Origin of the sequence: Paenibacillus sp. FSL R5-0475, from assembly GCF_038004585.1 — a bacterium.
In the GTDB taxonomy this organism is placed as follows: Bacteria; Bacillota; Bacilli; order Paenibacillales; family Paenibacillaceae; genus Paenibacillus_AQ.
This window is the reverse complement of the sequence record NZ_JBBORK010000001.1, coordinates 4,307,680-4,320,221: the sequence shown is the minus strand read 5'-3', so window position 1 is coordinate 4,320,221 and position 12,542 is coordinate 4,307,680. Positions and strand designations below refer to the sequence as shown.

At 45.8% G+C, this 12,542-nt stretch carries 13 protein-coding genes; 9 read left to right on the top strand and 4 right to left on the bottom strand.

All coding sequences use genetic code 11. From position 1 onward, the window contains the following. Nucleotides 1-80: 80 nt before the first annotated feature. Genes wecB through MKX41_RS19345 form a run of 8 tightly spaced genes read left to right on the top strand, consistent with a single transcriptional unit; the run spans nucleotide 81 to nucleotide 7,054 of the window. The gene (wecB, locus tag MKX41_RS19380) at nucleotides 81-1,175 is read left to right on the top strand and encodes a non-hydrolyzing UDP-N-acetylglucosamine 2-epimerase (protein ID WP_340972705.1); all 1,095 of its coding nucleotides are present in this window, start codon (nucleotides 81-83) and stop codon (nucleotides 1,173-1,175) included. After that, on the top strand, nucleotides 1,165-2,151 hold the full coding sequence (locus MKX41_RS19375; protein WP_076285977.1) for a polysaccharide biosynthesis protein: 987 nt from the start codon (nucleotides 1,165-1,167) through the stop codon (nucleotides 2,149-2,151). Before wecB ends, MKX41_RS19375 begins: the two co-directional genes overlap by 11 nt. Next, nucleotides 2,148-2,987 carry a dTDP-4-dehydrorhamnose reductase family protein gene (locus MKX41_RS19370; protein WP_339266961.1) on the top strand — a complete coding sequence of 280 codons (840 nt, stop codon included), beginning with the start codon at nucleotides 2,148-2,150 and terminating at the stop codon, nucleotides 2,985-2,987. The genes MKX41_RS19375 and MKX41_RS19370 overlap by 4 nt, the downstream gene beginning before the upstream one ends. Next, complete coding sequence (locus MKX41_RS19365; RefSeq protein WP_340972704.1) at nucleotides 2,984-3,967, top strand: NAD-dependent epimerase/dehydratase family protein; 984 nt, start codon at nucleotides 2,984-2,986, stop codon at nucleotides 3,965-3,967. Before MKX41_RS19370 ends, MKX41_RS19365 begins: the two co-directional genes overlap by 4 nt. After that, nucleotides 3,964-4,680 carry a glycosyltransferase gene (locus tag MKX41_RS19360; RefSeq protein WP_340972703.1) on the top strand — a complete coding sequence of 239 codons (717 nt, stop codon included), beginning with the start codon at nucleotides 3,964-3,966 and terminating at the stop codon, nucleotides 4,678-4,680. Before MKX41_RS19365 ends, MKX41_RS19360 begins: the two co-directional genes overlap by 4 nt. Nucleotides 4,681-4,687: 7 nt before the next feature. Then, on the top strand, nucleotides 4,688-5,263 hold the full coding sequence (locus MKX41_RS19355; RefSeq protein WP_340972701.1) for a class I SAM-dependent methyltransferase: 576 nt from the start codon (nucleotides 4,688-4,690) through the stop codon (nucleotides 5,261-5,263). 31 nt (nucleotides 5,264-5,294) lie between these two features. Further along, nucleotides 5,295-6,017, top strand: coding sequence for a glycosyltransferase (locus tag MKX41_RS19350; protein WP_339266954.1), 723 nt, complete (start codon nucleotides 5,295-5,297; stop codon nucleotides 6,015-6,017). Then, nucleotides 6,014-7,054 carry a glycosyltransferase family 4 protein gene (locus MKX41_RS19345; protein ID WP_339798431.1) on the top strand — a complete coding sequence of 347 codons (1,041 nt, stop codon included), beginning with the start codon at nucleotides 6,014-6,016 and terminating at the stop codon, nucleotides 7,052-7,054. The genes MKX41_RS19350 and MKX41_RS19345 overlap by 4 nt, the downstream gene beginning before the upstream one ends. 66 nt (nucleotides 7,055-7,120) lie before the next feature. Here MKX41_RS19345 and MKX41_RS19340 read toward each other — a convergent pair whose 3' ends face one another. Beyond that, nucleotides 7,121-8,191 carry a glycosyltransferase family 4 protein gene (locus MKX41_RS19340; protein ID WP_340972700.1) on the bottom strand — a complete coding sequence of 357 codons (1,071 nt, stop codon included), beginning with the start codon at nucleotides 8,189-8,191 and terminating at the stop codon, nucleotides 7,121-7,123. 201 nt (nucleotides 8,192-8,392) lie between these two features. Here MKX41_RS19340 and MKX41_RS19335 point away from each other — a divergent pair, with 201 nt between their 5' ends. Continuing rightward, nucleotides 8,393-9,502, top strand: a complete 1,110-nt coding sequence (locus MKX41_RS19335) for a YhcN/YlaJ family sporulation lipoprotein (RefSeq protein WP_339798427.1) — start codon at nucleotides 8,393-8,395, stop codon at nucleotides 9,500-9,502. 88 nt (nucleotides 9,503-9,590) lie between these two features. Here the strand turns inward: MKX41_RS19335 and nagA are convergent, their stop codons facing one another. From nagA to MKX41_RS19320, 3 genes are read right to left on the bottom strand one after another with little or no spacing between them, the layout of a single operon-like run. Next, a complete protein-coding gene (gene nagA, locus MKX41_RS19330) occupies nucleotides 9,591-10,778 on the bottom strand; it encodes an N-acetylglucosamine-6-phosphate deacetylase (RefSeq protein ID WP_340972699.1) in 1,188 nt (395 codons plus the stop codon). Continuing rightward, nucleotides 10,766-11,494 carry a glucosamine-6-phosphate deaminase gene (gene nagB / locus MKX41_RS19325; RefSeq protein ID WP_042191461.1) on the bottom strand — a complete coding sequence of 243 codons (729 nt, stop codon included), beginning with the start codon at nucleotides 11,492-11,494 and terminating at the stop codon, nucleotides 10,766-10,768. The genes nagA and nagB overlap by 13 nt, the downstream gene beginning before the upstream one ends. Beyond that, the gene (locus MKX41_RS19320; RefSeq protein WP_042191459.1) at nucleotides 11,494-12,372 is read right to left on the bottom strand and encodes a MurR/RpiR family transcriptional regulator; all 879 of its coding nucleotides are present in this window, start codon (nucleotides 12,370-12,372) and stop codon (nucleotides 11,494-11,496) included. The genes nagB and MKX41_RS19320 overlap by 1 nt, the downstream gene beginning before the upstream one ends. Nucleotides 12,373-12,542: the final 170 nt, after the last annotated feature.

Below are 12,542 nucleotides of genomic sequence, written 5' to 3'. Positions count from 1 at the left end.
CCAACCCGCGCTTCTAGCAGTCTCAGTCCACCCGACTGAGCCAAGTCAGACTATCATCAAACAGGCAGGGGAGTGAACTCATGAAGATCATGACGATTTTAGGCACGAGGCCTGAAATCATCCGCCTCAGTGTTATCATTCCGCTTCTCGACGAACATGCTGAGCGGCACATCCTGGTGCATACCGGCCAGAACTTCACCGCCAGTCTCAGCGGCATTTTCTTTGCAGAGCTGGGACTGCGGGCGCCGGATTATGTGCTGCAGGATAAGCAAGCGGGACTCGGCGGCCAGCTTGCCGCCATGTTCGGAGGACTAGAGAGCATTTTACAGAAAGAACAGCCAGACCGTGTCTTGCTTCTGGGGGATACGAATAGCGCCTTATGCGCGATTTTGGCCGAACGAATGGGTATTCCGGTGGTGCATATGGAGGCAGGCAACCGCTGCTATGACCTAAAAGTGCCCGAAGAGAAAAACCGCCGTGTCATAGATGCCGTTTCGACCATTAATATGCCATATACACAGCAGAGCAAAAGACACCTAATCAGCGAAGGCTTCCCAAGCAGACGTATTGTGTTAACAGGAAATCCGATTCATGAGGTCATGACTCATTTTGAATCGAAAATCCAGGCTAGCAGCATTCTGGAGCAGCTGAATCTTACCTCAGGGCAGTATTTCCTTGTAACAGCACATCGTGCAGAGAATGTAGATGATCCAGAGTCCCTTGTACAAATTATGTCAGGTCTTAACGCAGTGGCTGAGCATTTTGGAATTCGTTTAATATGCAGCATTCATCCTCGCACTCGCTCCAAACTAACTGAGCAATTTTCTCTTCCAATGAACCCTCTCGTTGAATTTCATGAGCCCTTCGGATTTTTTGATTTTGTTTATTTGGAACAGCACGCCTTGTGTGCCATCACCGACAGTGGGACCGTACAGGAGGAATGCTGCTTGATGAAAGTACCAACCGTTACGATTCGCAGAACAACAGAGCGTCCCGAAACGGTAGATTGCGGAAGTAACGTGGTGTCAGGTGTTGACCAGAAAAGTATTCTACGTAGCGTCAAGCTGATGGCGGCGCTCCGCCCCGATTGGGAGGCTCCGGAAGGTTACTTGACTCCGGATGTTTCGGTAAAGGTAGTTAAATTTTTGCTTGGAGGGAACCTGCATGTTCAATAATAAACGGATTGTGGTCACAGGCGGCACCGGTTCCTGGGGGCATGAGCTGATTAGGCAACTTCTGCCGCAAAATCCTAAGGAAATCATCGTATTCTCCCGCAGTGAGTCCGCTCAGGTGGCGATGAGCCGGGAGTTCGAGGATCAACGACTCAGCTTTATCATTGGCGATATCCGTGACAAGGATGCGCTGGTCGCCGCGTGCCGTGGCGTTGATTATATCTTCCATTTGGCGGCGCTCAAACATGTTCCGGTCTGTGAGGATCAGCCGTATGAAGCGCTCAAAACCAATGTTGTTGGCACTCAGAATGTAATCGAAGCAGCCATTGTGAATGGCGTCGAGAAGGCCATTTACATCTCAACGGATAAGGCTGCAAACCCGTCGAACTTCTATGGAATGACCAAAGCGATTGGGGAAAAATTGTTCGTCTATGCCAATCTAATTGGCTCAAACACCCGTTTTGTAACCGTACGTGGAGGTAATGTGCTCGGAACGAACGGCAGCGTCGTACATTTGTTCATGAAGCAGATCAAGGACAAGGGACAGGTACGTATTACCGATATGAAAATGACCCGCTTCTTTTTCACACTACGCGATGCGATTACGTTGTTATTTAAAGCTTCTGAGGTTAGCTTAGGTGGAGAAATCTTTGTCATGACGATGCCTACTTGCCGGATTATCGACCTGGCTGAGGTGTTAATCGAGGCCTCTGGAGAGCCGAATGTAAGTATTATCGAGACCGGAATTCGTCCGGGGGAGAAAATACACGAGATTCTAATGAGCGATTTCGAAAGCTTAACAACCGTTGTCTACGATGAACAGTATCTAGTGATTCTCCCTACGCTGAACATGCCAGAGTTAAAGGCACATTATAGCGCTTATCCTCATGTCTCTTTTAATAGTTTCAGCTCCGAGACGAATCTAATGGATCAGGAAGAGATCAAAAGCATCTTGATTCGAGGAGGTTTCCTGCAATGAAGCTGCTTATCCTTGGTGGAAACGGTATGGCGGGGCATATGCTGGCGGATTATTTCCGCCGCCAGGGCAAGCATCACGTCTTCCATACAACCCGGGATAAGAGCGATCTTGGCGGGCTGTATGTAGATGCGAACGATATAGCCGGAGTAGAGAAGCTGGTCGATATCGTCTCCCCTCATTGCATCATTAACGCGATGGGGGTACTCAATCAATTCGCAGAACGTGACAAAATAGGGGCTTACCACGTGAATGGCTTTCTTCCTCACCACTTGTGGCGGATGGCGGAAGCTGTTCATGCAAGACTTATTCATATCAGTACCGACTGCGTGTTTGAAGGAACACGCGGGGGGTACACAGAAGAGGATGTTCCTGATGGAACCTCTGCCTATGCGATTTCGAAAAGTCTTGGCGAGGTGCGGCAACCTGGGCATCTTACGATCCGGACTTCGATTATTGGTCCGGAAATCCGCCCAGACGGCATTGGTTTGATGGATTGGTTTCTGGCACAGCGTGGTCAAGTGTCAGGATACCGCCGGGTGATGTGGAACGGAGTCACTACACTCCAATTAGCTAAGGCAATGGATACGCTGCTGGATTCCACGGTATCGGGGCTGATCCATTTAGCACATCCGAAGCCGGTAAGTAAGTATGAGCTGCTTCAGCATATTCAGGCTGCTTTTCATAAAGAGGATGTGGAAATCATCCCTGAGGATGAACATGTTCAAGATCGAACATTAGTGAATACAAGAACGGATGTTGATTTGCCGTTGCCTTCGTACCCATTGATGCTGCAAGAACTGGCTGACTGGATGAAACAGTCAGAGATGTCCCCATGAAAGGTCAAAAACTACTGATTACCGGGGCTGCCGGATTCACCGGTCGACATGCTGTTCATTTGTTCTTGGCAGGAGGCGCTGAGGTTACCGCTGTGGTGCGTCCGCCATCCACAGCGGGTGCCCTTCCTTCCGCTTTGTTTCCAGAAGGAGTGAAGGTTTATTACTGTGATTTAAGCAATCGGAAGGCTGTAGCTGAGATGATCAAGGAAACTGCACCGGAGGCTGTCCTTCATTTGGCAGGAAACAACTCGGTGCCCGAGTCTTGGCGTAACCCTTTGCTCTTTATGGAGACGAATGTGATGGCAACGTTATATTTGCTAGAAGCCATGCGAAGTCTACCTACCAGTCGAATTCTTGTAGTAGGCTCGCGACTTAAATTCAAACCGGGTGTGGTGGCAGGACCCCTACACCCATATAGCCTAAGCAAAACAATAGAAGAACTGGTGTCTCTGGCTTGGGGGACGCTGTTTAAACAGCCCGTTCTGCTGGCTGAGCCCTGCAACCTAATCGGTCCCGGTCCTTCTACTGGTTTCTGCTCTTTATTGGCACAGCATATTGTTCGTAGTGAAGTACATGTAGGCGAAGAAATCCCTCCCTTTAAACTATCATCTCGCTATGCATTACGTGATTTTTTGGATGTACGCGATGCTGTAAGAGCTTATGACTTTATATTGCGCGAAGGTACTAATGGAACCATTTATCAAATCGACTCAGGGACACAACGGCAACTTGGGGATATTGCGGAGCAACTGATAAGCCGCTCCAGTGCTTCAATTTCGATGGACTGGGGACCAGCACAAGCTGCTCTCTCTATTCCGGTTAACGGAGTGGCGGGGGATAAACTAATAACTTCAGATGCCTTTGCAACACCTGAAGACAATGTATCTTCACTGGGCTGGAAGCCGGGAATTGAGTTTGGTCAGTCCTTAACAGATATTTTGGACTATTGCCGCGTGAACTGGGAAGGACGGATGTTATGAGACCGAAAGTATCGGTAGTGATTCCTTTTTATAACTGCCCTTATATAGAGCATGCTTTGCAAAGTGTGCTTTCACAGTCTTGGGAGCCATACGAGATCATCGTCGTCGATGATGGCTCGACTGTTCATACAGATTTGATCAGACCGTATTTTCCACGAATTCATTATTTGGGAAAAAGTAACGGAGGGACTGCCACCGCACTGAATCACGGCATTTTGCATGCAAGCGGAGACTATGTGGCCTGGCTCAGCTCAGATGATTTATTCTACCGAGACAAAATCAATAATCAGGTGCTGTTCATGGAGCAGAACAACCTGTTCATCTCTTATACCAACTTCAATTTTATTAACGCTCAATCTCAACTAGTTCAGATGAACGCATCGCTATTGTTTCCTAGTCACCTCGATTATTTACGTTGTTTTTTACAGGGGAACCCTATTAATGGCTGCACGGTGATGTTCAAACGAGAGGTATTTGGAGCGATTGGGCTATTTGATGAATCACTTCCCTATACACATGACTATGATTTATGGTACCGCGCGATTCTGAACGGGTATGCACCTGTGATGCTGAATCAGTCACTCACCGCTTACCGTAATCATGAAGGGATGGGGACGCTTAAGTATTACGATGTCATTATGGCAGAGGCAGCTGCAACCAACGCTCGCTACAAGGGTCCGCTCCAACACTTGATCACTTCGATGGGGGGGTAAGAAGGTTATGTACCGGGAAATTGAAGTGAATGACTTTCTACCAATCTTATTGGAGCAGTTGAAATTCTGTGAAAGTATACTGGATATCGGCAGTGGCACCGGTACTCTGCTTGAACGGTATGAAGCCGCAGTCGTCCTAGGACTAGAAATTCACAGACCTTACCTACTGCATCGTGAATATAAATCACCTCACATTATTCCAGTGCATGGTGATGCTAGTCATATGGATAAATTATTTCTTCCTAAGACGTTCTCGGCAGTCACTTTTATCGATTCCATAGAACACTTTGAAAGGAAGGAAGGACAGAGATTACTCGGGATGGCCGAGAGAATCGCCTATAATCGTGTAGTCGTGTTTACACCTCGGGGTTTTTTTCCGCAGGAGGGAACGGACCATTATCACTTGCAAGGAGAACATTATCAAAAGCATCGGAGCGGATGGGAGCCGGTGGACTTTATGGAGCTGGGATATGCTGTAACTGTACTTAAAGGCTTTCATCATGCTCAAAATCCATCGTTTCGTGAGGCGTATGGTGAAGGCCATGCTCCGGTAGATGCCTTATTGGCTTGCAAAACAGTATAAAGAGCGAGCTTCAGGTGAAGGAGGTGAGCGCATGAGTGAAGAACCTAAAGTGTCGGTGATCATTCCTTTTTATAACTGTCCATATGTGGATCTCGCCATCCAAAGCGTCTTGGAACAAAGTTATTCGAACATAGAGATCATTGTAATCGATGATGGATCTACTCTTTGGATGGAGAAGCTTGAGCCCTTCAAGGATAAGATTATTTATATACGAAAAAGCAATGGAGGAACCGCCTCCGCACTAAACAGAGGGATAGGAGTTGCTACCGGAACTTATTTTTCCTGGCTAAGTGCTGACGATTTATTTCATCCAAATAAAATCAATCACCAGATGCAAATGCTCAAGAGCACAGATACTTTGTTTAATTATACAGCCTATTATTATGTAAACGAGCAGGGTGGGCGGATTTCAGAGACGATAAGTATGATTTTTGACAGCAGGGCACAGTTTATTGAGACCATGATGTTAGGCTGTCCGGTGAATGGAAGTACGGTTCTTCTCCATATGGATATCTTCCGCACAGTAGGGAAATTTAATGAGAAATTGTTGTATACACAAGATTATGATCTATGGCTGCGTATTTTGCCGTATTATACATGGTCTTATATAGAGGAACCGCTGCTTGATTACCGAGTTCATAACGAAATGGGCTCAGTGATTCACAAAGAGGAGCAGAAAAAGGAGATTGAGCAGGTACAAGCAAGACATCGCCGGGTTCTATCACGCTTGTTGCAAAAGGAGAGAGGGAAATGAAATTAATATTTCCTGTTCTAACTCTAACTAGGGGCGGGGCGCAGCGTATGCTCACGGAGCTGGCTAATCGTCTGACAGAAATGGGTCATGAAGTGACGATCCTCTTACCCAGTGATGGTGTCGTAGAATACGAGATGAAATGTAAACTGATCTATGCAAAAGAAGGAGAACTGGCAGCAAGCGATTTTCCTGCAGGAGATGTGATTATCTCCAACTTCTATACCACAGTCGAGGTCTCACAGCGGGCAAGTGAAGAGGGGAAAGGCATTCATGTTCGATTGGCGCTTTGTTATGAGCCTACCTTTTTACCTGACAATAGCCGTTCTTTTTCATCGTATAATATTGCATCCAACCTACTGGTTCTATCACACTGGCAACAGGGAGTTGTCCAGATGAACCATGGGATTAAAGGGAGAATCGTACCGATCGGGGTAGGTCCTGTTTTTAAAAATACGAAAATCCGTGATCGTAATAAAAGGCTGGTAATTTCCGCGATTATGCGCAAACCAGAGGGCGGATTCTCAGCTCACCGTGAGCAGGATTATTTACTTCAGCAATTAAACAAGGTTAAAGCCCACCATCCAGAGGTTGAAATATATTTAATTTCTCCTCCCGGAGAACAAGCGGAATCTGCAACGCTACAAGCCCTAGTGAACGACGAACGTTACCAAATAAGAACTCCAGCGAATGATACAGAACTTTGTTTCCACTATAGTGAGAGCGACATTTTTGTAAGTTCGAGTACGTATGATACGGGTTCGTTACCAGGGATCGAGGCTATGCGTTGTGGTGCAGCGCTGGTTACGGTTTACGCCGGTGGGAATAAGGAATATTGTACACATGGTCATAACTGTTTAATGTCCTACCGATTTCAGAATCGGCTTGCAGATGACATTATAACCTTAATCAGAGACCCGTCTTTACGCCAACGATTGGCTCGTAAGGGGGAAGAGGTTTCACAGGATTTCACTTGGGAAAAAAGTACAAGAATATTTCAAAATATGTTATTTGAGATTGTATCAAGAGATCCATCTTAGTATGTCCCAAAATTATCAAAGAACCTTCAAATCCACAAAAAAAGTGGTTTGAAGGTTCTTTTGCAGTTAGAAGATGGCAAAGGAGTTCATCATCTCACGAAAAGACTGCGCATATTTTTCCGTACCGTAACGTGAAACCATATAATTTCTTCCTTGCTGGCGGAGTGCATTTCGCATTGGCATATTGTTCATTAGCTCTAGCCCTTCATTGACGGCCATTTGTATGTTGCCAAGAGGATAAAATTTACCGGAAATATTATGCACAATAAAAGATCTAACGCCGTCGGAATCCGTGCTAAGCACGGGACAAGTGCAGCAAATGGCTTCGGCAACAGCATATCCAAATCCCTCTGTAACCGAGGTGGATAACAGAAACCCTCCAGAATTGGCTATGGAGGAATAATAAATCGGCATCACATGATTTGGAATATTGGTAAAGGTGCTCAGACGGTCGTTCAGACCTAAGGTCTGCAATTCTTCTTGGAAGAGCTGCTTTTGATCCTCTGTGGCTAATTCAGGATCATGAAACATCCATAAATGAATGTTTGGTTTGTGAAGGCGAATTTGATGGGCGATTCTCAAATATTCCCGCCAATTTTTGTTGCTTTCCAGACGTCCGACCCAAGCAATGACCGGATTAGCCGGAGGCTCAGCAGGGATGTGCTGAAAGGACTGAACATCAACAATATTGGAAATGACATACCGATGCAGCCATGGACAGATTTCAATAAACAGCTCCAGTAAATGATCCGTTGGTGGGATTAGGACAGCGTTACAGTAGGAGCGGAAATAAGGAATAGCGTCTTTGATTAGATCTTCCGCATGACTCCGTTTTCCAAGACCTTGAGATTCGTATATCAAAATACCGCCATAACCGAGCTCACGCAGACGCTTAAGCAATAAATAATCGGATGTAACAATAATGGCATCATAGTTATGCGTCTCAAGTACTTCTTTGATCTCCTCATCTATAGAGGAAATGAAGACCGGAAAGTTAGCCTTATTCTGGCTTCCTGAACCAGGCATTAGATATAAAACATGACATTCGATCCCATTACGCTGGAGACTCTCGCACCGCAGTTTATTTAAAGTCTCCACCCCGCCACTCGGTATATAAAACGTGAATAAAACTTTCATGCACGTGCCTCCTGACTTTTGCGGAGCAATACCGACTAGTTGAAATACGGCTTACTGTTTATAAGATACGCCGATGTGCATTCGCAGGTGACGGTAAACAGACATAGTTCCAAATCCTTTCAGGATAGCTTGTTCTTCGGAAGGTCATGCTAACGACTGTTACGCTGCACACATACAACAATAGAGATGGAGGATGAATTCATGATGCGATCCAAGATCAGCATGTCAGTCTCAGCCGCATTACTTCTAGGCTTGGTGAGTATTACAGGGTGTGGGACGAACACGGCAGAAAAGACTAATGTGCAAACTAATAGTGTCCGGGGGGTAAATGACGGACGTATCGGTGTAAACTCCGTGCGCGGAGGAACAATGGGTACGCATAATATTACAAAAATGGAGGTCAGTCAGGAGCTTGCTGATCGTATTGCTGCTATGCCTGAAGTTCGCACTGCGAACGTAATGCTTGCAGGTAAAAATGCGTATGTCGCCGTAACGTTACATGATACAACTACTGGTCTTCGGGCCAAAGGTACTACATCTTATCGAGCCAAATCGTCTACAGTTCCTCACAATTATGGACCGACTGGAGTAATGTCGGGTACAGGAAGAGTGAAAATAGGACGCGATGGAATGAATGATACAGGGGCCGTAACGAATGGAACGAACGGAGCTCTGAGAGGCACTGTGAATACAGTCCCTGGTACAACAAGCACTGGACCTGCAACACTTGGCATGGGTACTCACAGAAATGGAACAACCGGAATGGGAAGTCTGGGAACAGGTACAGGTACAGGAACGACTGGGACAAGAACCCATACTTATAATAATGGACCTCTGCTGAATAGCAACGGTTCGAAACATGATGTCAATATGGGAATGGGTATTGGTAACGGAATGGGCATGGGAACCAGAAATACAACCGGAACCGGGACAGGAATGACAGATGGTTTGGGGACTGGAATGGGCATTCGCAGTACCACTCCAAACTACACCAATAGTACGCATGGAACGAATTACAGAAGTAATTCGACACACATGAACAGTACTCATTCGACTCACATGAACAATACAAATAACACTATGAATATGAAAGAAACAGATACAGTAACTAAAGAAATTAAAGCGAAAATCGCTGCTGAAGTTAAAAAACATGATGCAACAATTAAGGATGTATATGTATCAGCAAACCCAGACTTTGTAGAGCGTGTTAACGTTTATGCAGAAGAGGCCCGTGCGGGTCATCCGATCAAGGGTTTTGTGGATGAATTCCGAACGATGGTTGAACGAATTTTCCCGACGCGTAATTATTAATCAATAGTTCGATTTTATAAACCAAAAAAAGCAACAGTCCTCACCTTTGTGGCGAGAATTGTTGCTTTTTTATTATATTACCACCTTATTAAATGGTAATTTGGCGGCCGCCAATCCATACGCCTCGCAAATTCAATTCAGCGTCAAGACGCAGGATATCACCACGTTTTCCGGCTTCCAAGGTACCGATGGAACGCTCCATTCCAATCGATATCGCCGGAGTAAGGCTTGCAGCACGGGAGGCTTCTTCTAAGCTGAGCCCTACTTCTTGTATGAGATAACGGAAGCCACGAATCATTGTAAGTGTACTACCCGCCAATGCGGCAGGATTATCTTTAAGTGTGGCGATGCCATCTTGAACCAGCACAGGTAAATCACCGATTGTATATTCACCATCACTAAGACCAGTAGCAGACATGGCATCTGTAATTAATAACAAATTGTTATCTTTTTTTAGATTAGCCACTAGAGAAATCGCTGCAGGATGAACATGTATGCCATCGGCGATGATCTCCGCACGTATGCGTTTATCGAATAGTACAGCACCAGCAGTTCCAGGCTTGCGGTGATGTAGCGGTGTCATTGCATTAAACATATGCACGGCTTGATTTAACCCGGCATCTGCCGCGGCAATAACCTCTTCAAAGGAAGCATCGGTGTGACCGAGAGCAGCGGTAATACCATGCTTACGGAGCCAGAGGATAGCTTCTAGTGCACCTTCGCGTTCCGGAGCCAAGGTGACTTGCCGGATCATGCCCGGATAATCATTCTCCCATTGTTCCAGCCACTCAATATTGGCAAGAACAATATGCTCAGGGTTTTGTGCACCGGACCATTTTGGGCTGATGAACGGTCCTTCCAAATGCATGCCCGCGATTTGTGTGTATGGCATCTCAGTGGCGCGATATGCGTTTATTTCAGCAAATACTTGGTCAATGGCTGGCTTAGAGGCAGTCATAGTCGTAGCCAGCATGGTAGTTGTGCCTTGGGAGCTGTGAAATTTAGTGATGGTATTTAAAGATTCAGCATCACTATACATAAAGTCGTGGCCAGCTCCACCATGAACATGCACATCTACAAATCCAGGGATGAGCAGGTCTTCCGAAGCTTGACCATCAGCTGGCCAGTGCGCGTAAGCCTCTGGAAGCCATGCTGCCTCGCCGGCATAATGAATTTGCTCACCTGATACGGCAATCACGCCATGCTCAATTAATCCTTGGGGAGTCAGAACCTTACCAAACAGTAATTTTCCTGGTTCTTTATTTATTTCAGCCATTTTCCTGCTCCTTCATCTACAAGGACGATTACATTCGGATGGCTCTGCAGTAAAGATGCAGGGCATTGGGTAGTAATCGGACCTTCAACGGCATTCCGGATGGCTTCAGCTTTGCCAGCACCGCGTACTAACAATAGAATCTGGCGAGCTTTGAGAATGCCTCCGATGCCCATGGTTATTGCTTGCCGAGGTACATCGTCCAAAGAGTCGAAGAATCTGGCATTTGCTTCCCGTGTGTCTTCAAGCAAATCAACGACATGGGTTTTGCTGCTCAGATTGGTATCTGGTTCATTGAAACCGATATGACCGTTGCTTCCAATCCCGAGGATCTGCAAGTCAACCGGTCCGTTCTCTTCCAGCATTTTGTCGTATGCGAGGCACTCCGCTTCCATATCTGCTGCATTGCCGTTAGGGATATGTGTCTGTCCTGGATCAATATCAATATGATTGAATAATTGCTCGTTCATGAAACTGCGATAGCTCTGCGGGTGATCAACAGGCAATCCGATATACTCATCCAAATTGAAGGAAGTGGCTTTCGAGAAGCTTACAAGTCCTTTTTGGTGCATTTCAACCAATTTGGCATAAACACCAACTGGGGAACTTCCGGTCGCTAGACCGAGCACCGCTTTTGGATTGCTTTGAAGCAGGCTGGCGATAAGATTCGCACCCGTTTGTACAAAATCTTCATCACTATTGAACTTAAGAATATTCATTAAGATTGACCTCCTCGTTTGTTTCGGTAATGTTGGACATTCAAATAAGATTGCTCCAGTCTAGGAATAAAATCCCCAAAACGGGTGCTGACCATTCCAGTAAACAAAATATCAATGATGTGTAGCTGGGCAATACGTGAAGCCATATCTCCTCGGCGCATTCCTTTTTCCAGAGAAGAGGAGAAGAGTGGAATATCAGCCAGAGTTGCCAAGGTGCTGCTGCCGTAAGAGGTTAGAGCGATGGTGCTTGCTCCGCTGGCTTTGGCACAAGTTAAAGCATCAATGGTCTCTGGGGTTTCTCCGGAATACGATACTGCGAATACGACATCGCCTTCAGATAGCGAAGAGGCAGATGTAATCTGCATATGGGAATCAGCGAAAGCGGTGCAATTCACGCCAATGCGGATCAGCTTCTGATAGAAATCTTGTGCGACAATGGAGGAAGTCGCCATCCCGTAAAGATCCACTCGCCGTGCTTGGCACAATAAATTAACGGCTGCTTGTAATCGTTCCAGATCTAGGAGTGAAGTAGTATCCCGAATGGATGTCAGATGGTTCGTTTGCATCGCTTCCACAATTACGGAAAGCGGGTTACCTGCAACGATATCTTGATAAGAAGAACCGCCATCTTGAGGCGCTGCATCGCTATGAGCAATTTCAGCCGCCAGCTTTACTTTGAAATCTGGGAAGCCTTTAAAATGTAGAACCTTACAAAAACGTGTGATAGTAGCAGGACTAATACCGCATTGCTCCGCGAGTTCTGTGATGCCCATATGAACGATTTCACCTGGTGATGACAGGATCCGTTCCGCCAGCTTGCGCTCCATTTGAGACAGCTTGGACTTTTCATGCTCAAGTGCATATAAAATTGGGGACATCAATCCACCTCGACTTCTAATGTAGCTTTTTAAAATTATTTTTAAAATTACTTCTTGAAATAAGAAAATTATTTTCATACTCAGAATAAAACAAAATCTATCCGGATGCAAGGGGTAAAAATGAATACAATAAGGATAATATGCGAGAATTATTAGTCTCTCTTCTATTT

Coding starts and splice junctions, on each gene's coding strand:
- MKX41_RS19335 (WP_339798427.1), top strand. CDS start 8,393: ATGATGCGATCCAAGATCAGCATGTCAGTCTCAGCCGCATTACTTCTA.
- wecB (WP_340972705.1), top strand. CDS start 81: ATGAAGATCATGACGATTTTAGGCACGAGGCCTGAAATCATCCGCCTC.
- MKX41_RS19375 (WP_076285977.1), top strand. CDS start 1,165: ATGTTCAATAATAAACGGATTGTGGTCACAGGCGGCACCGGTTCCTGG.
- MKX41_RS19340 (WP_340972700.1), bottom strand. CDS start 8,191: ATGAAAGTTTTATTCACGTTTTATATACCGAGTGGCGGGGTGGAGACT.
- MKX41_RS19365 (WP_340972704.1), top strand. CDS start 2,984: ATGAAAGGTCAAAAACTACTGATTACCGGGGCTGCCGGATTCACCGGT.
- MKX41_RS19345 (WP_339798431.1), top strand. CDS start 6,014: ATGAAATTAATATTTCCTGTTCTAACTCTAACTAGGGGCGGGGCGCAG.
- MKX41_RS19370 (WP_339266961.1), top strand. CDS start 2,148: ATGAAGCTGCTTATCCTTGGTGGAAACGGTATGGCGGGGCATATGCTG.
- MKX41_RS19350 (WP_339266954.1), top strand. CDS start 5,295: ATGAGTGAAGAACCTAAAGTGTCGGTGATCATTCCTTTTTATAACTGT.
- nagA (WP_340972699.1), bottom strand. CDS start 10,778: ATGGCTGAAATAAATAAAGAACCAGGAAAATTACTGTTTGGTAAGGTT.
- MKX41_RS19355 (WP_340972701.1), top strand. CDS start 4,688: ATGTACCGGGAAATTGAAGTGAATGACTTTCTACCAATCTTATTGGAG.
- MKX41_RS19320 (WP_042191459.1), bottom strand. CDS start 12,372: ATGTCCCCAATTTTATATGCACTTGAGCATGAAAAGTCCAAGCTGTCT.
- nagB (WP_042191461.1), bottom strand. CDS start 11,494: ATGAATATTCTTAAGTTCAATAGTGATGAAGATTTTGTACAAACGGGT.
- MKX41_RS19360 (WP_340972703.1), top strand. CDS start 3,964: ATGAGACCGAAAGTATCGGTAGTGATTCCTTTTTATAACTGCCCTTAT.